This is a genomic window from Bradyrhizobium sp. Kon10 (assembly GCF_055807395.1).
This window is the reverse complement of record NZ_JBVVOZ010000006.1, coordinates 1-22,217: the sequence shown is the minus strand read 5'-3', so window position 1 is coordinate 22,217 and position 22,217 is coordinate 1. Positions and strand designations below refer to the sequence as shown.

At 62.7% G+C, this 22,217-nt stretch carries 23 protein-coding genes and 1 pseudogene; 12 read left to right on the top strand and 12 right to left on the bottom strand.

Annotation, left to right across the window (positions count from 1 at the left end; genetic code table 11):
- Positions 1 to 48 precede the first annotated feature (48 nt).
- Both AC0L2O_RS10995 and AC0L2O_RS10990 read left to right on the top strand, forming a co-directional pair.
- The gene (locus tag AC0L2O_RS10995; protein WP_369722390.1) at positions 49 to 234 is read left to right on the top strand and encodes a hypothetical protein; all 186 of its coding nucleotides are present in this window, start codon (positions 49 to 51) and stop codon (positions 232 to 234) included.
- Between the two features lie 124 nt (positions 235 to 358).
- Positions 359 to 700, top strand: a complete 342-nt coding sequence (locus AC0L2O_RS10990; RefSeq protein ID WP_369722392.1) for a phasin — start codon at positions 359 to 361, stop codon at positions 698 to 700.
- A 194-nt stretch (positions 701 to 894) separates the two neighbouring features.
- Here the strand turns inward: AC0L2O_RS10990 and AC0L2O_RS10985 are convergent, their stop codons facing one another.
- The 3 genes from AC0L2O_RS10985 to AC0L2O_RS10975 form a co-directional block, all read right to left on the bottom strand.
- A complete protein-coding gene (locus tag AC0L2O_RS10985) occupies positions 895 to 1,212 on the bottom strand; it encodes a c-type cytochrome (protein ID WP_409187826.1) in 318 nt (105 codons plus the stop codon).
- A 246-nt stretch (positions 1,213 to 1,458) separates the two neighbouring features.
- The gene (locus tag AC0L2O_RS10980) at positions 1,459 to 2,289 is read right to left on the bottom strand and encodes an alpha/beta fold hydrolase (RefSeq protein ID WP_473369731.1); all 831 of its coding nucleotides are present in this window, start codon (positions 2,287 to 2,289) and stop codon (positions 1,459 to 1,461) included.
- A 152-nt stretch (positions 2,290 to 2,441) separates the two neighbouring features.
- A complete protein-coding gene (locus tag AC0L2O_RS10975) occupies positions 2,442 to 4,238 on the bottom strand; it encodes a ShlB/FhaC/HecB family hemolysin secretion/activation protein (RefSeq protein WP_473369730.1) in 1,797 nt (598 codons plus the stop codon).
- A 132-nt stretch (positions 4,239 to 4,370) separates the two neighbouring features.
- On the opposite strand from AC0L2O_RS10975, the gene AC0L2O_RS10970 reads away from it, so the two are divergent.
- Together AC0L2O_RS10970 and AC0L2O_RS10965 are read left to right on the top strand one after the other, a co-directional pair.
- Positions 4,371 to 5,654 carry a FecR family protein gene (locus AC0L2O_RS10970; RefSeq protein ID WP_473369729.1) on the top strand — a complete coding sequence of 428 codons (1,284 nt, stop codon included), beginning with the start codon at positions 4,371 to 4,373 and terminating at the stop codon, positions 5,652 to 5,654.
- 57 nt (positions 5,655 to 5,711) lie between these two features.
- A complete protein-coding gene (locus tag AC0L2O_RS10965) occupies positions 5,712 to 8,456 on the top strand; it encodes an EAL domain-containing protein (RefSeq protein WP_473369728.1) in 2,745 nt (914 codons plus the stop codon).
- A 16-nt stretch (positions 8,457 to 8,472) separates the two neighbouring features.
- Here AC0L2O_RS10965 and AC0L2O_RS10960 read toward each other — a convergent pair whose 3' ends face one another.
- Entirely contained in the window at positions 8,473 to 8,733 is a 261-nt protein-coding gene (locus AC0L2O_RS10960; protein ID WP_473369727.1) for a hypothetical protein, read from the bottom strand.
- Between the two features lie 294 nt (positions 8,734 to 9,027).
- Between AC0L2O_RS10960 and rocF the strand changes: the two genes are divergently transcribed.
- The 4 genes from rocF to AC0L2O_RS10940 all read left to right on the top strand — a co-directional run bounded on the left by rocF (position 9,028) and on the right by AC0L2O_RS10940 (position 12,337).
- Positions 9,028 to 9,990, top strand: coding sequence for an arginase (rocF, locus tag AC0L2O_RS10955; protein WP_369726702.1), 963 nt, complete (start codon positions 9,028 to 9,030; stop codon positions 9,988 to 9,990).
- A 159-nt stretch (positions 9,991 to 10,149) separates the two neighbouring features.
- Positions 10,150 to 11,418, top strand: coding sequence for a sulfite dehydrogenase (gene soxC / locus AC0L2O_RS10950; RefSeq protein ID WP_473369726.1), 1,269 nt, complete (start codon positions 10,150 to 10,152; stop codon positions 11,416 to 11,418).
- On the top strand, positions 11,405 to 11,944 hold the full coding sequence (locus AC0L2O_RS10945) for a c-type cytochrome (protein ID WP_409187830.1): 540 nt from the start codon (positions 11,405 to 11,407) through the stop codon (positions 11,942 to 11,944). Before soxC ends, AC0L2O_RS10945 begins: the two co-directional genes overlap by 14 nt.
- Positions 11,945 to 12,043: 99 nt before the next feature.
- Entirely contained in the window at positions 12,044 to 12,337 is a 294-nt protein-coding gene (locus AC0L2O_RS10940) for a hypothetical protein (protein WP_369722401.1), read from the top strand.
- 36 nt (positions 12,338 to 12,373) lie between these two features.
- Here AC0L2O_RS10940 and AC0L2O_RS10935 read toward each other — a convergent pair whose 3' ends face one another.
- The 4 genes from AC0L2O_RS10935 to AC0L2O_RS10920 all read right to left on the bottom strand — a co-directional run bounded on the left by AC0L2O_RS10935 (position 12,374) and on the right by AC0L2O_RS10920 (position 16,468).
- Complete coding sequence (locus tag AC0L2O_RS10935; RefSeq protein ID WP_473369725.1) at positions 12,374 to 13,588, bottom strand: mandelate racemase/muconate lactonizing enzyme family protein; 1,215 nt, start codon at positions 13,586 to 13,588, stop codon at positions 12,374 to 12,376.
- A 131-nt stretch (positions 13,589 to 13,719) separates the two neighbouring features.
- Positions 13,720 to 14,979, bottom strand: a complete 1,260-nt coding sequence (locus AC0L2O_RS10930) for an NRAMP family divalent metal transporter (RefSeq protein ID WP_369722403.1) — start codon at positions 14,977 to 14,979, stop codon at positions 13,720 to 13,722.
- Positions 14,980 to 15,251: 272 nt separating this feature from the next.
- Complete coding sequence (locus AC0L2O_RS10925) at positions 15,252 to 15,437, bottom strand: hypothetical protein (protein WP_369726703.1); 186 nt, start codon at positions 15,435 to 15,437, stop codon at positions 15,252 to 15,254.
- 695 nt (positions 15,438 to 16,132) lie between these two features.
- Complete coding sequence (locus AC0L2O_RS10920; RefSeq protein WP_369722404.1) at positions 16,133 to 16,468, bottom strand: GYD domain-containing protein; 336 nt, start codon at positions 16,466 to 16,468, stop codon at positions 16,133 to 16,135.
- A gap of 665 nt (positions 16,469 to 17,133) precedes the next feature.
- Between AC0L2O_RS10920 and AC0L2O_RS10915 the strand changes: the two genes are divergently transcribed.
- On the top strand, positions 17,134 to 17,385 hold the full coding sequence (locus AC0L2O_RS10915) for a hypothetical protein (protein ID WP_409187833.1): 252 nt from the start codon (positions 17,134 to 17,136) through the stop codon (positions 17,383 to 17,385).
- Positions 17,386 to 17,683: 298 nt separating this feature from the next.
- On the top strand, positions 17,684 to 17,917 hold the full coding sequence (locus AC0L2O_RS10910; RefSeq protein WP_473369724.1) for a DUF6894 family protein: 234 nt from the start codon (positions 17,684 to 17,686) through the stop codon (positions 17,915 to 17,917).
- Between the two features lie 7 nt (positions 17,918 to 17,924).
- Here AC0L2O_RS10910 and AC0L2O_RS10905 read toward each other — a convergent pair whose 3' ends face one another.
- From AC0L2O_RS10905 to AC0L2O_RS10895, 3 genes are all read right to left on the bottom strand, one after another.
- On the bottom strand, positions 17,925 to 18,752 hold the full coding sequence (locus AC0L2O_RS10905; protein ID WP_473369723.1) for a Crp/Fnr family transcriptional regulator: 828 nt from the start codon (positions 18,750 to 18,752) through the stop codon (positions 17,925 to 17,927).
- A 174-nt stretch (positions 18,753 to 18,926) separates the two neighbouring features.
- Entirely contained in the window at positions 18,927 to 19,142 is a 216-nt protein-coding gene (locus AC0L2O_RS10900; protein WP_369722407.1) for a hypothetical protein, read from the bottom strand.
- A gap of 184 nt (positions 19,143 to 19,326) precedes the next feature.
- A complete protein-coding gene (locus AC0L2O_RS10895; protein WP_473369722.1) occupies positions 19,327 to 20,601 on the bottom strand; it encodes an Nramp family divalent metal transporter in 1,275 nt (424 codons plus the stop codon).
- 280 nt (positions 20,602 to 20,881) lie between these two features.
- Between AC0L2O_RS10895 and AC0L2O_RS10890 the strand changes: the two genes are divergently transcribed.
- Both AC0L2O_RS10890 and AC0L2O_RS10885 read left to right on the top strand, forming a co-directional pair.
- Positions 20,882 to 21,130, top strand: coding sequence for a hypothetical protein (locus tag AC0L2O_RS10890; protein WP_369722410.1), 249 nt, complete (start codon positions 20,882 to 20,884; stop codon positions 21,128 to 21,130).
- A gap of 181 nt (positions 21,131 to 21,311) precedes the next feature.
- Positions 21,312 to 21,559: pseudogene (locus AC0L2O_RS10885) on the top strand (DUF3606 domain-containing protein).
- A 461-nt stretch (positions 21,560 to 22,020) separates the two neighbouring features.
- On the opposite strand, the gene AC0L2O_RS10880 reads toward AC0L2O_RS10885, so the two are convergent.
- The coding region (locus tag AC0L2O_RS10880) for a hypothetical protein (RefSeq protein WP_473369721.1) at positions 22,021 to 22,217 on the bottom strand (197 nt) is incomplete at its 5' end.

The window sequence follows — 22,217 nt, the reverse complement described above, 5'->3', positions numbered from 1 at the left end:
GTAACTTGACGTCCAACCCAAGACGGCGATCCTTGTGATAGGTGCGAGATGAAAAACCTCAATTTCGCGGCCGAATTGCATCTCAAGCTCGGCGCGCCCGCGACCAGCACCGTCGAAAGCCTGCGGCTGCTACGCGCCTTTCTCAAGCTCGCGCCCCGGCAGCGCTTTGAGGTGATCAAGCTCGTCGAAGACCTCGCCACCGACGAAACCCTTCCCGAACATCCGTTGTCTTGAGTCGGACCGCGCGCCGGCATTACACTTTGTCCATCTTTCTGGCCGAGGGGCTGTCCCCGCAGCCGGGCCGCTGGAAGGCGGTACGACAAACGTGATAATCAAGAGAAAAGGGAGGAGTACGACCATGATCGAACCGAAACTCGAAGTTCCGGCCGAACTGCGCGACCTGGCCGAGAAGACGATTGACCAGGCAGAGAAGGCTTTCGGCATGTTCTTCGATGCCGCCACCAAATCGATGTCGTCTGTTCCGGGGGCGGGCGCGGATGTGTCCAAGCAGGCGCTCGCTTTCACCGAGCAGAATATGAAGGCCGCATTCGAGCACGCGCGCAAGCTCGTTCACGCAACCGATGTTCAGGAAGCCATGCGGATCCAGTCCGAGTTCCTGCGCAGCCAGTTCACCAATGCCGGCGATCACATGCGCCAGATGACCGGCAACTTCATGCAGTCCGGCAAGGGCAAGTCCTGATTTCGCTCTCCGCCCTCCGTCTGCTTACAAATTGATCTTGCGCAGCGGCGAGATGCGCATTTCAATTCCGGTGCAGGTCCATGATGGGCCACCGGATGAGCTTCATTCGCCGTCCATCATCCTTTCTGCTGATCCCTGTCGGTTCACCCGGCAGGGATTTGCATTTTATCCGTTTGCCGCGATTGGCCGTCGCTCTATGGGCGCAGCGATCCGATGTAGGCTGCGATGTCGCTGGCTTCGGTCCGGCTCAAGGGAAAGTTTGGCATCTTCGGATGCGGGTCGAGCAGGAAGAAGGCGAGCCGCTCCGGGCTGAAATTTGGCCTGCGTGCAACGGATGCGAAGGAGGGGACATCGACGCTCGCCTGGCTCTGACCGTCCGCCACGACGTGGCAGCTCGCGCACCAGCGCTTGGCGAGATCGGCCCCGTGGTCGGCGTCGGCCGCAGCGGCTGACGCGCTGAAGCCAATAAGCATAGCGAGCAGAGCCAAAATTGGTCTCACGCGTGCACGCATTGGGGTTCCTTCATGCGTCGTTTCAGCCGCAGCACGATCCCGGAAATTGCGACAGATCGATGCGGGCTATGATCGATCGGAATAGCCTGCGGGTGGACCGATACAATTGCCGTATGAATCGCGGCATCCTCGCAGCCGGCAGGCCAAGGCTTTCAGCAGAGTGGGACACGTGGCTCTCCGACTTTGTGCAGCCTTTGTATCGTGGCCGGCTCGGAGCAGCCTTGATCTGCCGCAAAGCGCTCCCGGCTAGTAGTCGGCGGGATTCATGATCATCGGGCTCGTCGTATCGGCCGGCGCGAGCGAGCTGCTGGCGCTCTCACTCAGGAAGCGATCGAGCGTCGCCTGTATCTTCTCCTTGACCGAGTCGGGACCGCGATCGCTCATCTCCGTGTGCTGTGCGCCGGTACGGACGATGTCGATGCCGCGCGCCTTGGCTTCTTCGGGCGTCGGCAGGACGCCGGGGTCCGTCACGAAGTGCGGATCCTTGGAGCGGAACGACAGGATTTTCATTTTGTCGCTGAGCACGAAGGGGACCCTGAGATTGTCGAGCGTGATGACCTTCGACACCAGCTCCGGATGCTGACGGGCGACATACATCGAGACGTCGCCGCCATTGGAATGACCGACCAGCGTCAGGTGATCGAAGTCGGCGTTCTCCTGCCGCCTTTTGAGCTCGCCGAGCACGTAGAGGATGTTGGCCTCGCAACGCATATAGACCTCGCGCCGGCCGACATAGGGCTGGCCGACATGGGTCATCAGGGGCGGATCGGTCGGCAGGTCCTGCTGGATGCTCGCAACGAGATAGCCGCGCGCGGCGAGCACGTTGGCGAGGAAGGAATACTCGGTGGCCTTGACGGTGTTGCCATTGCTGATGATCGCGATCGGAAGTTTCCAGAGGCCGAGATTGGCCTTGGTCTCGTAGTCGCGACGCACGGCGATCTCGACCGAGATCGGCCGCTGGCGCGCGGCGTCGAACAAGGTCAGCATTTCGTGGCGGATCGCGAATTTGCTGACCACCACGTACTCGGCTACGCCAAGGACGCAGACAAAAGCCAGGATCGCAAAGACCTTCTTCATGGTTCCGTCTCAATCACGTTTGACTGAAGATGGTCATTGGGACCTCCCGGATCGAGCGATCGTGAGCACCTTCCGGGATTAAATTTAGGCAAGCCCGTGGGCAGGAGCTCAAAACGCACCAGCATGAGATGGTGCGGTGCAAAAAGACGCGGCTAGAGGCAGTTCGCCTTGCCACGCTCCGGGCAGAGCCGGAAGGCGCTCGAGAGTGTGAACAGGAAACGTGCGCTGCGCCGTTCGTTGTCCGGCGCCCGGTAGCTCAAGGGGACGGCAACACCGAAATCGGCCTGAACATCGTCCCACAGAAACAACCGCACGCCGGCGCCCGCCGACGTCAACGACAGGCCATCACTCAGGCGGTAGCCGTCGTTCCAGACAGCGCCGGCGTCACCGAAGGCGTAGAGCTGGTAGCCGCTCCAGTAGCGAAAGTTGAGCTTCTGGTCGAAGCGCAGCTCGAGCGAACCGGCAAGCCCGTTGTCACCGCTGATCTCGGCCGCGCCATAGCCTCGGCCGAAAGCCGCGCCGCCGAGATAGAATTGCTGCGATGTGAACAGCGGCCGCGATGCGGTCTGGCTCGCCGCGGCCAGCTTCAGCGACCAGGCGTCATTCAGCGTCTGGTAGCGCGTGAACCAGAAGTTCAGCACGGAGAAGTTCGACGAAGCGCCGTCGTGCGACAGGAGATCGTCGCCGAAATGCGAGGCGCCAAAGATGTCGAGGCCTTGGCGATAGGTCAATGTCGCGTAGTTGGTGCCGCCGAAACCATCCTTCAGCCGATAGTCGGCGGTCAGGCTCGCAGTCCTGATGTGGTCGTTGTACCAGGGACCGTAGACATCGCGTTCCGACACATTGCTGTAGGTCGTGGCGGCCGTCAGGATCAGGGACGAGTATTGCGACTGGACCGGCGCGATGCTGGCACGCAGTTCGACCGCATCTGTCGTGGTGACGTCATTGACCAGGCGTCGCGCATCGCCCGGCCGAACCTCGCTGTGCAGAAGCGATGCACCGAGGCGTACGCCATCGACGCCGACAGGGGCATCATAGGACAGGCGTCCGAAGCGAAGTTGGCGCGGATCGTTCGGGGTGGTCGACAGGTTCACCGCCAGCGTATCGCCTGGCGTGAAATAGGAGTTGAACGCTCCCGTCGCATAGCTCTGCCAGGGGCCGACGGTCGAGGATCCGAGATTATCCAGACCGAACGAGGTGAAGTTGTGCCAGGTCTTCACAAAGACGGTGAGCCGGAAGCGACCGGTCGCCAGGCCGATCTCCTCGAGCGCAGTGTCGGTGATCCGGACTCCCGGCCATCCGTTGACCAGATAAAGCTGGCGTTCGAGCGTGGCCAGTCGCGACGGATGCTCGGCGAGGACCGGGCCGAGCATCGGCCGAATTCCGAACTGCTCAGCGCCGTCGCCTTTGAGCTCGGTCTCGACGATGGAGCCTTCGATCACCTGGATCTGTACGGTTCCGTTCTCGATGTCCTGTGGTGGAACGATCGCCCGGGTGAGATGAAAACCGGCGGAGCGGTAGAGGTCACTGATCGCGCCCGCGATCGCCACGAGGTCCGCTTGCGAGACATGCTTTCCGAGATAGGGCTGATAGGTCGCGGCGATACGATCCAGGGCAACGGCATCCGCGCCACGGACGCTTACGTTGCGCAGGACAAATTGCGGACGGGTATCGGCGCCGTTATCGGAACGGTTCACTGCCGGCAGTTTGACAGACGCGCCTCGGCGGGAATTTTGGTTGGTCTGGTTGTCAAAATACTTCTCGGTCTGCCGCGAATCGAAGCCCGGCTGACTCGCCTGCTGCGCGAGGGATTGCGGAATTCCCGCAATCGTCGGCAACAGCAGGCCGATCACGGCAGCACCATACCTCCGGAAGCGCTTCCACGCATGCCGCTCTCCGTAATTCGACGGAGTTCCGCCAGAAGAATGGTAAGAGAACGTTAGCCGCATGATTTTTCATAGTTTTTTATGGTCAATGAACGGTTAACGCGGCCGGTCATCCTGCCGGGAGTCCAGCTAATTCTATCTTGAGACATTTCCGATAACCCTCAGAACCGGGCCACTAGCGGACTGAGGACCATCATGTTGAGCAGAGCTGGACTGCAGCGCACCCTCTTGGTCGCGCTGGTACTGGGAAGCACTTCTCATGCCTTCGCCGCGGACGGCGATGCCTGGTCGGTCAGCAAGGCATCGGGAGATGTCTGGATCGCAACTGACGGGGCGCAGCAAGCCTCACTCAAGCAGGAGGAGACACTGAAGTCCGGCGATACCATTCGCACCGGACGCAACGGCCGCGTACTCCTGGTCCGCGGCGAGGAAACCATCCTGATCTCGCCCAACTCCGTCGTCGGTGTGCCGGCGGAAAAGAAGGACGGGCTCTCGACCACCATCGTGCAGCAGGCGGGTTCGATCTTGCTCGAGGTCGAGAAGCGCAACGTGAAGCATTTCGAAGTCGAGACGCCCTATCTCGCGGCCGTGGTCAAGGGAACGCGGTTCAGCGTCACCGTGAATGGGGGCAGCACCAAGGTCGGCGTACTCCGCGGCCAGGTTGAAGTCTCCGATTTCAAGACGGGCCAGATTGCCCAGGTGATGCCGGGCCAGACGGCGACCGCCTTCGAGCACGGCAAGCCCGGTCTCAGCCTGAGCGGGGCCGGTACGTTCAACGCCATCGAGCAAGGCCAACCGCGTGCCTCGACGATCGAGCGAATCCCGGTGCCGAAATCGGGCCTGTCGGCTCCGCGCAATGCTGCGAACGGCCACACATTTCATGCGCTCGGCCAGGTCGAGAAGAACATGAAAGGTCCGAAGGCGGCCAGTGCGGACTCGAGGTCCCACCAGGCGGCCGGCGGGTCTCATCCCAAGGCCGGTGTGATCCGGATCTCGGGCTCGCTCGGCGAGGTGAAGTTGAACTTCCACAAGGTGACGCACGGGCTCGCGCACGGAGCGATAGCGCCGGCTGCCGCGAGAAACGCGTCGAACTCCAACACCCAGACGGTCTGGAGCGACGGCAAGACAAACGCGACGGTATCCAATAGCGCCGTCCAGACGGCGGTCACGACCAGCGCCGGCACGGCCGCGAGCGGCACGGTCTCGTCGGGTGCGAGCACGACGATAGCCGCAACGACCGCAGGTTCGTCCAACGACAGCTCCAGCGGGAGCTCCGGTGCCAACGGAAATTCCGACAATGGGAAAAACGGCAGCGGCGACGACAGCAAGAGCAAGGGCAACGACAAGGGCAATAGCAATAACGCCGCCACCGGTAACGGCAAAGGCAACAACGGGACCGGCAACGGAAATGGCGGCGGCAACGGCAGCAACGGGAATGGCGGCGGGAACGGCAACGGCCACGCCAACGGCAAACACTGAGGCGCTTTCCTAGGGGACAGGGGCACATTTGCAGAAGCGAGTGTGCAGGAGGATCGGGTGAAACGCTTTCGACCGCATATTCTGGTCGCGACTGCGCTGGCGATCGTGCTGTCCACGGGATGGCACGGTCCAGTTCGAAACGCGCTCACCGATCTCCGGTTTGCCTGGGAATCCCGTGAGGCCAGTGGTGACGTCGTGGTGGTCGCCATTGACGCCCCCTCGATCGACCAGATCGGTGTCTGGCCGTGGCCCCGCCTCCTGCATGCCGAACTGCTGCGAAAGCTCGAAAGCGCCGGCGCGCAGGACGTCGCTTTCGACGTCGATTTCAGCACGCCCTCGGACATCGCCACCGACGAGGCCTTGGCCAAGGCGCTGCGGGATGTCGGCGGCGCGACGATTCTGCCGTCCTTCAAGCAACCGGCCTCCAATGGTGGCGCCGCTCACATCAATCGCCCGCTGAAGCCATTTAGCAACCAGTCCTGGCCGGCCGTCGTCAACGTCGCGATCGAACCCGATGGCCTTGTTCGTCGTTACCCATTCGGCGAGCAGATCGGCGAGACCTTTTTGCCCTCGATGGCCGTTGTGCTGGCGGGACAGAATGGAATCCGAACCTCGCCTTTCCTGATCGATTTCAGCATTCGCCCAGGTTCTATCCCGCAGGTGTCTTACGTCGACGTGTTGCGAGGCGACGCTGCCACTCTGGCGAGGCTGAGGGACAAGAAGATCCTTGTCGGGGCCACCGCGCTCGAACTCGGCGATCGCTTCAGCGTGCCGAATGGCCGCATCGTATCGGGTCCGGTGCTACAGGCACTCGCTGCGGAATCAATCCTCCAGCACCGGACGCTGCGCCGGACGTCCGACGCCGGCACGATACTCGCCCTGGGTGTCCTCTGTCTTCTGATGATCTTCTCCTGGCGCCGCTTCGCCCCCGGCTTCCGCGTCGCGATGCTGATCGCGGCGGGTGCCGCGATCGAACTGGTCGCGGTCCTGGTGCAGGCGAGATGGCCGCTCGTCATCGACACATCGCTATTCCACGTCGCCATCGCTGCCTACCTGATGGCAATTGCACTCGACGAGATCGACTTCCGCAGCCTCCTGGGGCGCATCGCCGAGAGTCGCTTTCACCGGATCGCGATGTCGCTCGGCGACGGGCTGGTCTGCACCGACGAGGATCACCGCATCACCGTGTGGAATCCAGGGGCCAGTGCGATCTTCGGCTATATGCCGGCCGAGATGATCGGGCGCCCGTTCGAAAGCCTGTGCGCCGTGCCTTCCAACGGTGGCGGAAAGCCGTTTTCGATGGGCGACGCCGCGCGCCAGGGCCTGCTGATTCCGGGCGGCGCGGTCGTTGTCGAGTTCGAGGGTCGGCGCAAGACGGGCGAGACTTTTCCTGTCGAGGCAAGCTTTTCTGGCTGGCAGGGCGCGGACGGGTTTCAGTACGGTGCCATCCTGCGTGACATTTCCGTACGCAAGCGCGAGGCGGAGCGCATCAGATATCTCGCCGAATATGATGTGCTCACGGGTCTTTCCAATCGCAACACGCTGCATGCGAGGCTTGTCAGCTTGATCGCAGCGGCGGAGCAACGGTCTTCCGAGCTCGCGCTGCTCGTCCTCGGGCTCGATGGCTTCCAACAGATCAACGACATGCTTGGACACGCGGCCGGCGACCTCCTGTTGAAGGCCGTCGCTGCGCGCCTCCAGGCCGAGGCAGCCGGCAAAGCCATCGTCGCCCGGCTCAGCGGTGACGAATTCGCCATTGTGCTTGACTGTGCGGTAACCGACGAACCGGTTGCGGAGTTTGCGGACCGGGTCGCGCGCGCTTTCGAAGCGCCGCTTGTGACCGGCACGCGGCAGCACCGCGTCAGGATCAGCATCGGTGTCGCCGTCTATCCGGAAGCCGGGCACGGCGCGGATGATCTCCTGAGCAACGGCCATCTCGCGCTGAGCCGCGCGAAGGGCACGCGGCGCGGTGGCCACGTGATCTTCGAGAGTGCCATCAGACACGAGCTGGAGAGCCGGTTGACACTGGAGAGCGAGCTCGCGCTCGCCGCCGAGCGCAGCGAATTCGAGTTGTTCTACCAGCCCCAGGTCCGTCTGGTTGACGGCAGCCTGGTTGGAGCCGAGGCGCTGATCCGCTGGCGGCACCCGGCGCGCGGCTATGTGTCTCCCGGAGAGTTCATGCCTGTGGTCAACAGCTCGGCGCTGTCCGAGCGGATCGCGAGCTGGGTCATGGAGACCGCCTGCCGGCAGGCGCGTGCGTGGGAATTGTCCGGTAACAGCGTGCGCGTCGCGATCAACCTGTCGCCATCGCAGCTCCACTCCGGCGATCTCGCCCATTCGGTTGGACTGTTGCTCGCTGCGACCGGACTGACGCCGTCGCTGCTCGAAATCGAGGTCACCGAGGATATCCTGCTGCACGACGAAGGCCGCGTGCTCGACATCTTCAAGCGAATCCAGGAGCTCGGCGTCCGCATCCTATTCGACGACTTCGGCACGGGTTATGCCAGTTTGAGCTATTTGAAGAAGTTTCCGCTCGACGGGCTCAAGATCGATCGGTCTTTCGTGCTCGACCTGCTCGCGGAACCGGATGACGCCGCGATCGTCAGCTCGACGATTGGCCTCAGCAAGCAGCTTGGCCTTACGGTCGTGGCCGAAGGCATCGAGAACCGCGCCACCGCCGACTTCCTGGTCAGCATGGGATGCGAGGAAGGGCAGGGCTATTTCTTCGGCCGCCCAATGCCAGCTGATGCGTTTGAAAAGCAATTCGTGGGCGCTGACTGTGCAGCCGCCAGCGCGGCTTGAGAGGCTCGTTTCGCCTCTAGCGCCTGCGCGCCACTGCGATGCCGAACAGGAATGCGACGAACAGGCTCGCCAAAGGCGCTTCGCGGGTGATCGCCGCCACAGTCGCGAGTGGTTTACCGGGTTTTCGCGCTTCGTCGATGACGGAGGTCAAGCGATCGACAGCGGCCCGCAAGCCGCCCGCAACTTCGCCGATGGTGCGGGAGACGTCGGTCGTGGCGTCGATGGCGCGCTCGGCCACGCCGGGTTGGTCAACAGACTGCGGAATTTCCGTGGTCAAGTTCGTGAACTCCGCTCCTGACAGGTGACTGAGGCCGGCGCCTTTGGCTATCCGCGCGCGCGCTCGTTTTGAACAGCGGGTCTCGAAAGACCTTTGGCTATCCGCGACAGGCGCCGTGGTGAAACGGCGGGCACCGGCCTTGCAGTAAAAATGCGGCGCCCGGGATTTGGTTCCAGGGTGCAGGCCCGCATGACGTGCTTTCGCTGCTCCCCCGTGAACGACGGATGCGAATCTCTGTTAGGCTGCCGCAGGGTCTACCTTAGGGAGCAGGAGATTGCCGTGACCGTTCAGACCATGGCGGACCGAGCCCGGCGCATCGCCTTGCTCGGTGCGCCGATTGATATGGGGGCCTCGCAGCGCGGGACCCTGATGGGACCTGCGGCGTTGCGCACTGCCGGCCTGGCGACATTGCTCGAAAGCCTGAGTTTCGAAGTCGTGGATTATGGCGATCTGTCGGTCGCCGAGTTCGGCGATCTCGCCGACAGGCCGCCGGAGAAGGCCAATCACTACCGGGAAATCCAGAGATGGACGCGCCTGCTCAGCCGTCGCGCCTATGAGATTGCGAACACGGGCGCGATCCCGATCTTTCTCGGCGGCGATCACACCTTGTCGATGGGCTCGGTGAATGCGATGGCGCGCCATTGGCAGCAGCGCGGGCGCGAGCTGTTCGTGCTCTGGCTGGATGCGCATGCCGACTACAACACGCCGGAGACGACGATCACCGCGAACATGCACGGCATGTCGGCGGCATTCCTGTGCGGCGAGGCGGGCCTCGAGGGGCTGCTGGGCGATGATCCGCGCGTCTCGATCGATCCCGACCGGCTCGACCTGTTCGGCATACGTTCGATCGACAAGCTTGAGAAGGAGTTGATGCGCGCGCGCCGGATCCGGGTTGCCGACATGCGCCAGATTGACGAGTTCGGCGTCGCCGTGCTGATCCGCCGCGTGATCGAGCGCGTCAAGGCGAGCGACGGCGTGCTGCATGTCAGCTTCGACGTCGATTTCCTCGACCCCTGCGTCGCGCCTGGCGTCGGCACCACGGTGCCGGGCGGAGCCACCTACCGCGAGGCGCACCTGATCATGGAACTGCTGCACGATTGCGGGCTGGTCGGATCGGTCGACATCGTCGAGCTCAATCCGTTTCTCGACGAGCGCGGCCGCACGGCGCGAACCGCGGTCGAGCTGATCGGCAGCCTGTTTGGCCAGCAGATCGCCGACCGGCCGACGCCCAGCAACGCGATCGCTCCGGGCGAGTGAGTAGCGAGCCTTTTGTGCGCCGCAAAGAAGGGAACTGCTGCCGCGACCGGTGGATTTAGATCAGTCCTGATCTAAATCGCCTGCTTTTGAAATGCGAGCGAATTGCAAATGCGCTTCGCGGAAGGTTTCATGCGGGCCGAGCTTCAGCCGAGGTCCGTCATGAGCAGCACAATCGACCCCGACGAAAAATCCTCCCGGACCACTCGCCGCCGTTTCCTGCAAAGCGGCACCGTTGCGGCTGGAGGAGCCGTCCTTGGCGCCGGCACCGCCGCTGCTGAAACGAATAACCTTCCGCCCAACATTCCGGAGTGGATGAAGACGCCGGGCGAGCCGATGGGAAGCCAGCCCTATGGTACGCCGTCGCCGTTCGAGAAGGGCGTCGTCAAGAATATCTCGAAGACCCTCAAGCAGTACATTTCTGCCTCCGGCCGGACACCGTTGCAGGAGCTCGACGGCATCATCACGCCGAACGGATTGTTTTACGAGCGGCATCACGGCGGTGTCCCAACCATCGACCCGGCGCAGCATCGGCTGATGCTGCACGGCCTGGTCGAGCGTCCCCTGATCTTTACGATGGACGATTTGCAGCGCTTCCCGTCGGAATCGCGCATCCACTTTCTCGAATGCTCCGGCAATCCCGGTTACAGCAAACCCTACGGCAAGACCGCATCGGACCTCGTGGGTCTGGTCAGTTGTGCCGAGTGGACCGGCGTCAGCCTGAAGCTGGTGCTTCAGGAAGCCGGGCTGAAGCCAGAGGCCAAGTGGGTGGTGGCCGAAGGTGCCGACGCAGCCGCGCTGACCCGCAGCATCCCGATCGAAAAATGTCTCGACGACGCAATGCTGGTCTACAGCCAGAACGGCGAACGGCTACGCCCGCAGCAGGGCTATCCGCTGCGGCTGCTGCTGCCGGGCTTCGAAGGCAACATGAATGTGAAATGGCTGCGGCGTCTGCACGTGGCCGCAGAGCCCGTCTATTCGCGCGAAGAGACCTCGAAATACACCGACCTGCTGCCGGACGGCACGGCGCGTGAGTTTTCCTTTTATATGGAAGCGAAGTCGATCATCACGCGTCCCTCGGGTGGTCAACGTCTGAGCGGGCCGGGCTTTCACGAGATCACCGGCATTGCCTGGAGCGGCCATGGCAAGATCTCGCGTGTCGAAGTCTCTGTCGACGACGGCAAGACCTGGCAACAGGCGAGCCTACAAGAGCCGGTGTTGACACGCGCCTTGACGCGGTTTCGCCTGCCGTGGCGATGGGACGGAAAGCCCGCGGTGATCCAGAGCCGCGCGATCGATGAGACCGGCTATGTGCAGCCGACGCTTGCCGAACTGCTCGCGGTGCGCGGCGAGAACTACTTCTACCACAACAACGCGATCTGGCCCTGGCGTGTCGCTTCTGATGGCGAGGTGACCAATGCGCTGGCGTGAGATTTGCGGCATTGCCTTCGCGGTCCTGCTGTGCGCCTCGGCGAATGATGCGCGAGCGCAAAGCCCCTATGGCATCGGAAGGCCGGCGACGGCGGCCGAGATTGCGGGCTGGAACATCGATGTGGGCCGCGATGGCGGCAATCTGCCGGAGGGGCGGGGCTCGGTCAGCCGGGGGCGCGAGGTGTTCGCTCAGCAATGCGCGTCTTGCCATGGCGACAATGGTGAGGGCGGCCTTGGTGATCGTCTCGTCGGCGGTCAGGGCACGATCGCCACGCCCAAGCCGATCCGCACGGTCGGCAGCTACTGGCCGTACGCGACGACGCTGTTCGATTACATTCGCCGCGCCATGCCGCAAAATGCGCCGCAGTCGCTGAGCAACGAGGAGGTGTATGCGGTGTCGGCCTATATCCTGAACTTGAACGGATTGGTCGCAGCCGATGCGACGCTGGATGCGAAATCTCTTGCCGCGATCAAAATGCCGAACCGCGACGGGTTCGTCGGTGATGCCCGGCCCGACGTGAAATAGTGAGGGGCGTCGAGTTCCAGTGCATTAAGCGGGAACCTACTTACATCAGGGTGGAACTCACGGGGGCGGAATCGAGTTAACCCTCGGGAGGAATGAAAAGTGGCTTCTTCGATGACGGGACGTTTCTCGGAGTCCATCGCAACAGCACTGCGGCACCCCGGCGTGATCGCGCTGGTCGTCGCGGCGGTTACGATTGCCGCGATGCTGATCGTCGACCACGGGCCATGGAGCCGGGCCAAGACCCAGCCGGCTCATGTCGCGATGTATGCGACCACGGGCGAGGCCGCGCGCGCCGCAGGCGCCAAGGTGCTTCCGACCGACCCGAAATCGCCGCTCGAGCCGGAACGGCCGGGGCCCAAAACGTCGCCTGCCATCAATCCCGTGACGCCGTAGTTCGTGTCAGCTGTTGCGGCTCAGCTCTTTTCGGCGTCAGCCCTTGCGGCCATAGTTGAGGAGTCCGCCGCTTGCCTTCGGTGGATGGGCGCGGAGAGCTTCTTCGTTGGGCTCGGTGCCCCAGCCGGGGCGGGCCGGAATCATCAGATGGCCGTTCTGGATGTCAGGCTCATGCGTGAACAGCTCTCGGTCCCACGCCAGGCGATCAATGTCGATCTCCATGATCCGCAGGTTGGGGACGGCGGCGCAGAAATGCGCGTTCATCATCGTGCAAAGATGGCCGTAAAAATTGTGAGGTGCGACGTTGACCTCAAAGGCTTCCGCCGCTGAAGCGATCTTCATCGACTGCCACACCCCGTTCCAGGGCGTGTCGATGATCGCGACATCCATCGCCTGTTCGCGGAAATAAGGGAGGAATTCGCGCAACCCCAGCAGCGTCTCGCAGGACGAGATCGGGTGGGGGCTTTGCCTGCGGATGTAGCCGAGCGCTTCCGGATTGAAGCTGTCGATCTCGACCCAGAACATGTCGAGGTCGGCGATGCTGCGCAGGATTTTCAGGTAGCCTTCGGTCTTGGCGTTGAAGTTGCAGTCGAGCAGGATGTCGACATCGGGACCTGCGCCGTCGCGGATCGCGTCCAGGTGCATGCGCAGATCACGCAGGATGTTGCGGTCGACGTTGATCTCGGGCGCGAAGGGCGAGCCGAAGCCGGGCCGCCAGCCGGTCGGCTTGCCGTCGTCATAGGAGAAGATGTTGGTCTTGAGCGCGGTGAACTTCTTCTCGCGCACCTCGCGTCCGATCGCCTTGACGCCGTCGAGATTTTCGATCGCTGGCTTGTACCAGGATGGATGATTGATCCGCCAGGTGGCGCAGTGTGACCAGTAGACTCTGACGCGGTCGCGGATCCTGCCGCCGAAGAGCTCATAGCAGGGCACGCCGAGACACTTCGCCTTGGCGTCGAGCAGGGCGTTCTCGATCGCGCCGAGCGCCTGCGCCACCACGCCGCCAGCGGCGGGCCGCGTTGCGGCGAACAGCTCGGCATGGATGCGCTCGTGCTGGAAAACGTTCTGGCCGACAACGCGGGCCGAGAGGCGCTGGATCGCCGCGCCGACGCCGGGCGAGCCAAAGCCCTCGTCAAACTCGCTCCAGCCGACGATGCCGTCGTTCGTCGTCACCTTGACGAAGTGATAGTTTCTCCAGCCGGCGTCGCAGGCGAGGATTTCGAGACTTGCTGCTTTTGATGAGCTGGTCATGTCGCTCCCTGTGGCCTGGACCGGGCGTTGTTGCTCTTATGGTCCCCAGGTCGCATTGTTAAGCTCGCGACAGGCCGGCGTGAAGTCCGCAGAGCGCGCGGCGGGCGTGCATTTCCGGGCGCCGTTCCAGATCAGCCGATCACGAACGAGCCGAGCAAGGCGAGGACGGCGAGCGCCATCAGCGCGGTGCCGAGCCAGCCCAGCACGACAAGCCATGACCGGGCCTTGAAGCGGCCCATGATGGTTTTGTTCGAGACGATCAGCATCATCATTGCCATGATGGGGACGGCGACGACGCCGTTGAGCACGGCGCTCCACACCAGCATATGGATCGCACTGATGCCGGTGAAGCCGAGGCCGAAGCCGATGATGGTCGCGGCCGCGATGATGGTGTAGAAGCCGACCGCCTTCTCCGGCCTTGCCTCCAGCGTGGCGCGCCAGCCGAAGATCTCGGCAACCGCATAGGCCGCCGAGCCCGCCAGCACCGGGATCGCCAGCAGGCCCGTACCGATGATGCCGAGCGCGAACAGCGCGAAGGTGAAGTCGCCGGCCAGCGGTCGCAGCGCTTCGGCGGCTTCCGTAGCCGAGTTGATGTTGGTGACGCCGTTGGCGTTCAGCACCGAAGCCGTGGTCAGGATGATGAAGAAGGCGATGCCGTTCGAGAGCAGCATGCCGAGCGTCGTGTCGGCCCTGATGCGCGCGAGCTCGGGATCTCCGCCGCGCTTGGTCTCCTCGCGCAGCGGCCGCTCGCGTTCGCCCTGGTTCATCTCCTCGACCTCCTGGGACGCCTGCCAGAAGAACAGATAGGGGCTGATGGTGGTGCCGAGCACGGCGACCACCATCATGAAATAATCGGCGTTGACGGTCGCCTTTGGCCACACTGCGGCGACCAGCGCGGTGCTCCATGGGATCTTCACGGTGAAGGCGGTCGCGACATAGGCGAACAGCGTCAGCGTCAGGAATTTCAGCACCGGCGAATAGCGGCGGTAGGGCAGGAAGACCTGGAGGATGGTCGAGCCGGCCGCGAAGATCAGCGCATGCTCGTGGTTGAGCCCGCCGATCACCAGCGAGAGCGACTCCGCCATCGCGGCGATGTCGGCGGCGATGTTGAAGGTGTTGGCGGTAACGAGCAGCGCCACGAGCCCCATCACCCCCCAGCGCGGCGCGACCCGCATGACGTTGGCGGCGAGCCCCTTGCCGGTGACCCGGCCGATTTGCGCGCTCACCAGCTGGATCGCGATCATGAACGGCGTGGTGAGGAAGACCGTCCACAGCAGCCCGTAGCCGAATTGCGCGCCGGCCTGCGAATAAGTGGCGATGCCCGACGGATCGTCGTCGGCAGCGCCGGTGATCAGGCCTGGCCCCAGCCTTTGCAGCAGTGCCGGCGCCAACTTCGTCGACGCGACGACGCTGTCGTGCTTCGAGGCGGCGCTTTTTGTTCGGTTCGACAGGGCGACCTTCCGGAATTGCGAATCCAGGGCTAATCGCGATCATAGCCGGAAAGTTCCCGGGGCGGCCAGCGGCGCTCGCGCAGCGACCCGGCGCTTTCCCGTTGGTTTGACTCGTCGGGCAAAACACCTGCAGAGCCGGAGCATCCGAAAGATCGCCATCCGGAATTCAGCTGTTCAGGCACGCCGGCTGGTCGGCCGTTAGCGTCTGCGCGCTACTTCATGCTGACGAACATGCCCCAGGCGGCGGCGAGCGCAGCGCCGGTAAAGACCACCACCGGGTTGTCGCAGAAGGCGCTGCCATAGCTGCAGACGTCCGCGCCGAACTGGCCGAGTTCGTGATGGCTGGCGGAGTAGAACAATCCTGAAAGCCCGAGCAACACGGCGGCGACGTAATACATGGTCCGTCTCTCCTCGGCTGTCTCTGGTATCCTGGCCTCGCCGACCATCGGCATTCCGCGGTGGTGCTTCAGCTTGGCGCAGAGAGATTTCATTCCGCCAAATCCCATTCGCTGAATTTTAGATAAAGTTTGATATGTCGGGTCAAGCACCGGCAATATGGCAGCATCGGGCTGTGCTGGTGCGACGCTGGGCGCGCCTCTCAGGTTGAATTTGAAGTTCGTGAAAGTCTCCGGTCGCTTGCGAGCGGCATGGCAAGGCGCACAATTCGGGTGATTTGCAAAAGGGAGGTGCAGCATGCTCGCCGTCCTCATTTTCAAAGTCACCATTGTTGGGTTAGGCGTCTTTTCGACAGTCCTCGCCTACAGGCTCATGAGCGCATAAAGCAAGAGACCGCTCGCCAGCGGCCTCTCATGTTTCACGTCACGCAAGCGAAGCTGATGTCACAGGCTCTCGCTTCCGTGCGCTCACATTGAAGCGTGTCCGCCGACGGGTCCCTCATCTGCATCTGCGCTGTCAAGAATTGAAAGGGGCCGCCTTGCGGCGGCCCCTTGCCGGTAAAATCGTTCTACGGAATGGAAATATCAGCCCCGGCAGGATCAGCTTACGGCCTGCCGCCGTCCCGGAAATACCGCACAACTACCGTATGGAAGGCTGACCTGATTCTGGCGCTAGGTTCCGTAGCGACTTTCGAGCATCAGCTGCCCGGGGGGCTATAGGACGTGCGCAGCTTGGCCGCGTTCTGCCGCACCTGCTTGATCTCGTCCTGCGTGAAGAGCCGCGTCAATTTCACGTTCTGAAGCGCGCCCGCCGTGACGGTCAAGCCGGAGATGGCCGGAGCTGCAGCCGGATCAGGCACGTCGAAAATCACCAGAACGCCAGGGCCGTCGGCCGCGACGCTGTACATCGAGATCAGCTTTCCGCCGGCCGCCTCGATGAGTTTTCTCGCCGCTTCCTCGCGGCTGGTCGTCGGCTTTTCGAGTATGGCGTTGAGAGCACGTGGTGTGTATTGCCCGGTGAGACAAAAATGCATGGCAATCCTCCTTCTGAGGTTCATTCACGTTCCCGCCGTTCCGAGTTGCTCGTCACGACGGCCGTATCTGAAAAAGATGGAGTACAATGCCCGCCGTGGGCACAAACGCCGCCACTAACTGACGAGACTTCGGCACACCTCGTTGGCGGCTCGGCCGGGAAGATACATCAGACGGCGAGCGCGCAAAAGACGATTCCGGATTAGGATGGTCCACGCGATGGCAGCGAAGTACCGCGATGGAGCGATCCGCGGCGAGATTTTCTCTGCCAAGTTGCGAAGGCCTCCTCGCCTCTCGACCCAGCGGACCACGCGAGGATCAAAGCGCTAGGCAATCGCCGCCGGCGTCGCGCGGGGAGATTTCATTCCGCCGAATCCAATTCACGTTTTTGAACAAAGCTTGCTCCGTCGGGCAAAACACCGGCACAATGGCATCCTGGAAATTCGCGCGTCACCAGTCGGTCCCCCCGCCGGGTTCAGAACCGGCAACCTCCAGGAGGAAGCCGCCTCCCGCTGATGCCTCCGTCGTACGGCGCTCATGCCGCGATTGAACCCGCATCCCGTCCGGGCACACCAAAACCAGGCAGCGCTATTGCGTCGGCTGCCGTGACCCGACCGACGAGCAGGCACGGCGTGGTCATCGAGCCAGGACCTGGACTTGCATGAGCATGAATCCTTTTATCGATTTCGGGTATCGGCTCCTTGCGTTCGCGGTGTCGGTCTATTGCGCGCGCAAGCTGTGGTACGGCTACGTCGACCGAAAGATATTGTTCGTCAACACGGATTGGCTCGCCTGGTCGCGGCAGGTGTTTTACAGGGACACGATGCCGATCCGTTACTGGATGCAAATGTGCGGCACGGGCTTTTGCTCGGTGCTCTGCCTCGTGGGTGTGTTCATGAGCTGGCAGCCAAGCAGCTGAACCCCAATGGGAACTTCGCTGTTTGTTGCGGGCGCGCCGTTGATTTTTCGAACGCGGTCATTAACATTTGTGTATGAATGCTGATGACCACAGCGCCGACAGGATGAAGCACGGGGAACTCGCGGACCTTGCCCGGACGCTGGAACAAACGCGTGCGCTCGTTGAGGCAAGCCGAAAGCTGATCGCGCGCAGCCGAGATTACCTGCAGGAACACCGCTGGGATCGGACCGCGGGCAGACCAAGTCCGATCCCGCATTCGACTTAGGAACGATAGCGGGCGCGCAATGCTTTTTCGGGCATGGCGCGTTACCTCTTCAAATTTCTCGACCCGGAGTCCCCCCCCCCGGACATTCAGGGCGAGGACTTTCCGGACGACGAAGCGGCCTGGCGTGAGGCCACGGTCTATGCCGGACAGCTTTTGAAGGACGGCGGCGGACGGCTTCGTCCCGGCCAGCAATGGGCGCTGGAAGTTGCCGACGAAGCCGGCAGGGCCATCTTCAACATTCAGATCAGTACGAGCGCCAAGCGGTGAGGGCGTCTCAGTCCGCCTGATCGCGGCTGGTCTCGGGCCGAATTTGCTGATGTCGCGCCGCGGCAGCTGGCATGATCGCGGTCACACTCATGACCGGTGAACGGGCTAGCTCCAGCGCGTGGAGATAGTCCCGGTTGAACTCGGCCACGTCTTCCAGTGCGGTGCGGTTGCGCAGCTGCACGACGTGGTTCTGCCACTCGAGCAGGCCTTGCCGTCGCAACTCCTGAAGCGTCCGGTTGACATGGACGACCGACAGCCCGCACGCATCGGCGACGTTCTGCTGCGTCAGTGGCAGATGAAAGCTGCTGCCATTGTCCAGCGCGCCGACGAGCTCCAACCGGGCGGCAATCTCGCAAAACAGATGCGCAATTCGGCCCAGCGCCTCGCGCGATCCGAGGTTTTCGACCCATTCGCGATAGAGCGCGGCATGGATCAGCGTCTCGCGCCAAAACGCCTGCGTGATCGCGGGTGAGTCGTTCATGAGCCCCTTGAGATAGGTGTGGGGCACACAAGCGACTGCCGAGTTGCCGACGCTGCAAAGCTCGTGGTCCATGACGGGCAGATGCAGCGTGTGCAAGTCCGGCATGTCGCCCGCGATGTAGAACGAAGAGATCTGGTTGCGGTCCGAGACCACCCTCTGGCGCGCCAGAAACCCGCTCATCACGACCGTCGAATGCGTCGGCCTGTCGCCCTGGCGCACGACAAGCTCGCCATTGCCTAGCGTCCTGAGCTTGTACGGCATGCGTGCGAGACTGGCTTGATCTTGTTCGGAGAGGGCGGCCACCGCCTGCAGGCGCGCGATCAGTTTGCGATGTGGCATGAGCGGCTCCCTCACCTTGATAGGCGGGAGCACCATGGTCTCTCAGCCACCGACGCCTATGGACGTTAGCCTGGCCGGTGATGCCCGATTAACGCACGAGGATTGGCGGAGTTCAACTGGTGATTTGCCGAGTGGCGGTTCCATTATCAGGAACGTGACTCCTTCGCCGTCATTGCGGCGGCAGTTGCTTCAGGGTTGCAGCCGCGAGAGCAGACGTTGTCGATCCTGATCGCGGCGTCGCTGCTCTGCGCGCATCCGTTCGAGTTCGGATTCGGCTTTGGAGGTTTCTTCGTTCTGGCGCTTCATTTCGACGATGAGCGCCTCCTGCTCGGCGAGCCGCCGTTCGCCTTCGACGACATCGCGCTCCACCTGCCTCAGCTCGTCGTATATCGCAGTCGCGTACATGGCGATCCTCGCGCGGCCGTGCTGCCAACGCACGTCGGAGAGTAGCTTCCGCCTCTTGCAGTCCGGAGCCGCGGCACATGACCTTCAACTCATCACGCTTCTTGAACGTTCCGGCTGATGCTATTTTTTCCCGAGGTTTGCATGAGAGGTCGCGCGCGCCAACAAGACATCGAGATGCGGCAGGTCAGAGCAGCCACGTCGCCACGAGTCCCGCGCTCGCCGAGAACACGGCGGCCGTGGTGATCCATCCGAACGCGTTCATCCAGCGCGAGTTCACCTTGTCGCCCATGATCCTGCGGCTGTTGGTCATGAGCATGATGAGCAGCAGCAGCGGCGGGGTCGAAAAGCCCTGGACGATCCCCGACCACACCAGCGCCCGCATCGGATTGAAGCCGAGGAAGTTCAGCACCACGGCGATCGCCGTGAGCCCGGCAATGAACCAATAGAACGCCGGCGCCTCACCGGGACGGGCGTGAAGGCTGGCCTTCCAGCCGAACGCCTGCGCCAGATCGTAGGCCGCACCCGCCGTCATGACCGGCACCGCGAGAAACCCGACGCCGATGATGCCGACGGTGAACAGCACGCTCGCACCCTCGCCGGCAAGCGGACGCAATGCCTCCGCGGCCTGCGCCGCGGTCTCGATATTGGTCTGACCATGGGCGTGGAGCGTGGCGCCGGTCGACATGAGGATGAAATACATCACGGCGTTGGAGAACAGCATGCCGATCAGCACGTCGCGCCGGCTGCGCGCGAGCTCGGAATTGGACGCGCCGATGCGCTGCGACAGGCGGGTCTTGCCGTCCTCGATCTTCTCCTCCACCTGCTGGTTGGATTCCCAGGTGTAGATATAGGCCGACAGCGACGTGCCGATGATCGCGACCACGATGGAGAGGAAGTCGCGATCGAAGCGCACCGTGGGAAGCAACGTTCCCCTCAGGATCTCGCCCGGGTTTGGCCGTGCCAGCAAGGCGGCGGCGACATAGGCGAGCAGCGCCAAAGTGAGCCAGCGGAACACCGAGCGGATCGTGGCATAGGATCCGAACATCTGCAGCGCCAGCAGCGCGGCGGCGACCGCCGCCACGATCCAGGGGATCGGCAGCGCAATGAAGATACCGAGCGCGGCCGCCATGCCGCCGAGATCGGCCGCGGCTTCGATCGTGTTGCCAATGGTCACGCCCACCAGCACGGCCCAGAGCAGCCAGCGCGGATAGAAATCGCGAATGACCTGAAACAGCCCGCGCCCCGAGACCTGCCCGAGCTTGGAGGACAGGTAGACCACGGTGAACATCATCGGCAGCACGACGGGCGCGAGCCACAGGATCGCCGTTCCGAACTGCGCGCCGGCGCTGGCATAGGTGCCGATCGCCGACGGATCGTCGTCGGCCGCCCCCGTGATGATGCCGAGCCCAATCGCCTTTCCGAGACCTTGCTTCTTCTCTGTCTCGTTGTCGCCCGACATCTAGTCCCGTTGCGCTGCCTGCCAGATCCCTTCCTCAAGCGCGCGCCGTGAACAAGGTTCCTGCGCATCGGGGGCGACGAAACACGCCTGAAACAGTACTGAAACCAGATGACCCTGAACTCCGCTGCCGTTCGCCCCGACCAAGAAAGCGAAAAGGAGACAGTCATGATCCAGGTCGGTTCGACGGAAGAAGTCGCGTTGCTGCTGGCGCTGTTCGGCACGCACACCCAGCCCGTCGGCAAGCCGAACCCGGCACCGCGGCACCGCTGAGAGCAAACCCATGCCCGGCCTCGCCGATTGCCTGAGCTTCCTGCGCTTGTTGATTGCCAGGGGAGATCCGAGAGCGATCCCCTTGGCGACAAGCGCCATCGACGACTATCTGGCGATGGCGCCGATCAGCGCCGGCCGGCGCGGCCTGCGCGTGCTGCAGCAGGACGCATGGGAGCTGCATGATTCCGGCGTCGGCGTGCAGCGCTCGTTCGCGGAGACGGTGGACGCTTATATCGAGCGGAGGCTGAAGGAGGAGTAGCGTGACCTCCGCGGACCGCTCTCTCAGTTCTTTTCGTCCGTGCTTGCGGAAGCGAATGAAACAAGGTTCTTCTTGTCTCCAAAGTCGATCTTTAGCTCGACCTGAGCAGACTTAATGTCATCGGCGGAAACGAGGGCCCCAAGGGCCAAACTGGCGCACCCCGTTCCGCTGATGTTCGACGATAAGACGCTTTTGCTCAAAGAAGCAGACCGCTCGCGGTCGCAAGCAAGACCGCGCACGGGTCGCGGGTGGGCAAAAGTACGAAGTCGACATGAGGCGAAGAAGACGTGCCGTTCCGCGTCCGCGGTGAAGAAGGCAGTCAAGAAGGCAGTCAAGAAGGCAGTCAAGAAGGCAGTCAAGAAGGCAGTCAAGAAGGTTGGCAACAGCCGTAAGAAAGTCGAGCGCAAGCTCGGACGCAAGGGGCGATAGGAACTTCCAGTTTCAGGCTCGACTTGTTTGGTGCCGGCCTGCCGCCAATTGGTCGGCTGTAACGGCGGCTCTGGCGCGCGAGTCCCCCCGTCGCGCGCCGGGGCCGCTTCGGTTTTTCCATAAAGAGCTTGACCCGTCGGGCAAAACACTGGCGGGTGGCGTCATCGAAAAGGTGTTCGGTTCGGCCCGCGCGGAGCAGTCTGCCGCGGGATTTTGTTTATTCAGAGCTTTTATGTCGCCTGTTGCACCTTCAGCCGACATTCCAAAGCTGGTGATTGAGGTCAGCTTTTGTGAAGGGTTTCGGATGCCGGCCCCATGACGGTGTTGCCGCGCGCACGGGGCCGGCGTCCGAAAGCCTCCAAAGGAGGAAATCGCGCTGGGGGGACGGAGGACGATGCCGCGTGATCGAGCTAGTCGCGTCAAACAACCTTCAGACGATCAGGACGATCGCCTATGGGGATTTAATGTTTGGCGGCACCTGTACTTTCAATGGCTTGGCTATAGCAAAAATACCACACCACACAATTTAAACGTGAGCTCCTCGATATTCGAAGGCCATGAGGCAAACTGATCTCTGGCGACTGGAAAGCCCCCGGAGCTATCAGAGCCGAAACTGTTTCGAGCTGCTCGTCAAGAGCATCACCGCATTTGTAACTCT

What these genes read in the sequence shown, in the direction of transcription:
- AC0L2O_RS10920 (WP_369722404.1), bottom strand. Translation starts at nt 16,468, where the DNA reads ATGCATTTTTGTCTCACCGGGCAATACACACCACGTGCTCTCAACGCC.
- AC0L2O_RS10895 (WP_473369722.1), bottom strand. Translation starts at nt 20,601, where the DNA reads ATGTCGGGCGACAACGAGACAGAGAAGAAGCAAGGTCTCGGAAAGGCG.
- AC0L2O_RS10925 (WP_369726703.1), bottom strand. Translation starts at nt 15,437, where the DNA reads ATGTATTACGTCGCCGCCGTGTTGCTCGGGCTTTCAGGATTGTTCTAC.
- AC0L2O_RS10985 (WP_409187826.1), bottom strand. Translation starts at nt 1,212, where the DNA reads ATGCGTGCACGCGTGAGACCAATTTTGGCTCTGCTCGCTATGCTTATT.
- AC0L2O_RS10915 (WP_409187833.1), top strand. Translation starts at nt 17,134, where the DNA reads ATGAATCCTTTTATCGATTTCGGGTATCGGCTCCTTGCGTTCGCGGTG.
- AC0L2O_RS10980 (WP_473369731.1), bottom strand. Translation starts at nt 2,289, where the DNA reads ATGAAGAAGGTCTTTGCGATCCTGGCTTTTGTCTGCGTCCTTGGCGTA.
- AC0L2O_RS10970 (WP_473369729.1), top strand. Translation starts at nt 4,371, where the DNA reads ATGTTGAGCAGAGCTGGACTGCAGCGCACCCTCTTGGTCGCGCTGGTA.
- AC0L2O_RS10990 (WP_369722392.1), top strand. Translation starts at nt 359, where the DNA reads ATGATCGAACCGAAACTCGAAGTTCCGGCCGAACTGCGCGACCTGGCC.
- AC0L2O_RS10900 (WP_369722407.1), bottom strand. Translation starts at nt 19,142, where the DNA reads ATGTACGCGACTGCGATATACGACGAGCTGAGGCAGGTGGAGCGCGAT.
- AC0L2O_RS10910 (WP_473369724.1), top strand. Translation starts at nt 17,684, where the DNA reads ATGGCGCGTTACCTCTTCAAATTTCTCGACCCGGAGTCCCCCCCCCCG.
- AC0L2O_RS10975 (WP_473369730.1), bottom strand. Translation starts at nt 4,238, where the DNA reads ATGCGGCTAACGTTCTCTTACCATTCTTCTGGCGGAACTCCGTCGAAT.
- AC0L2O_RS10935 (WP_473369725.1), bottom strand. Translation starts at nt 13,588, where the DNA reads ATGACCAGCTCATCAAAAGCAGCAAGTCTCGAAATCCTCGCCTGCGAC.
- AC0L2O_RS10945 (WP_409187830.1), top strand. Translation starts at nt 11,405, where the DNA reads ATGCGCTGGCGTGAGATTTGCGGCATTGCCTTCGCGGTCCTGCTGTGC.
- soxC (WP_473369726.1), top strand. Translation starts at nt 10,150, where the DNA reads ATGAGCAGCACAATCGACCCCGACGAAAAATCCTCCCGGACCACTCGC.
- rocF (WP_369726702.1), top strand. Translation starts at nt 9,028, where the DNA reads ATGGCGGACCGAGCCCGGCGCATCGCCTTGCTCGGTGCGCCGATTGAT.
- AC0L2O_RS10995 (WP_369722390.1), top strand. Translation starts at nt 49, where the DNA reads ATGAAAAACCTCAATTTCGCGGCCGAATTGCATCTCAAGCTCGGCGCG.
- AC0L2O_RS10890 (WP_369722410.1), top strand. Translation starts at nt 20,882, where the DNA reads ATGCCCGGCCTCGCCGATTGCCTGAGCTTCCTGCGCTTGTTGATTGCC.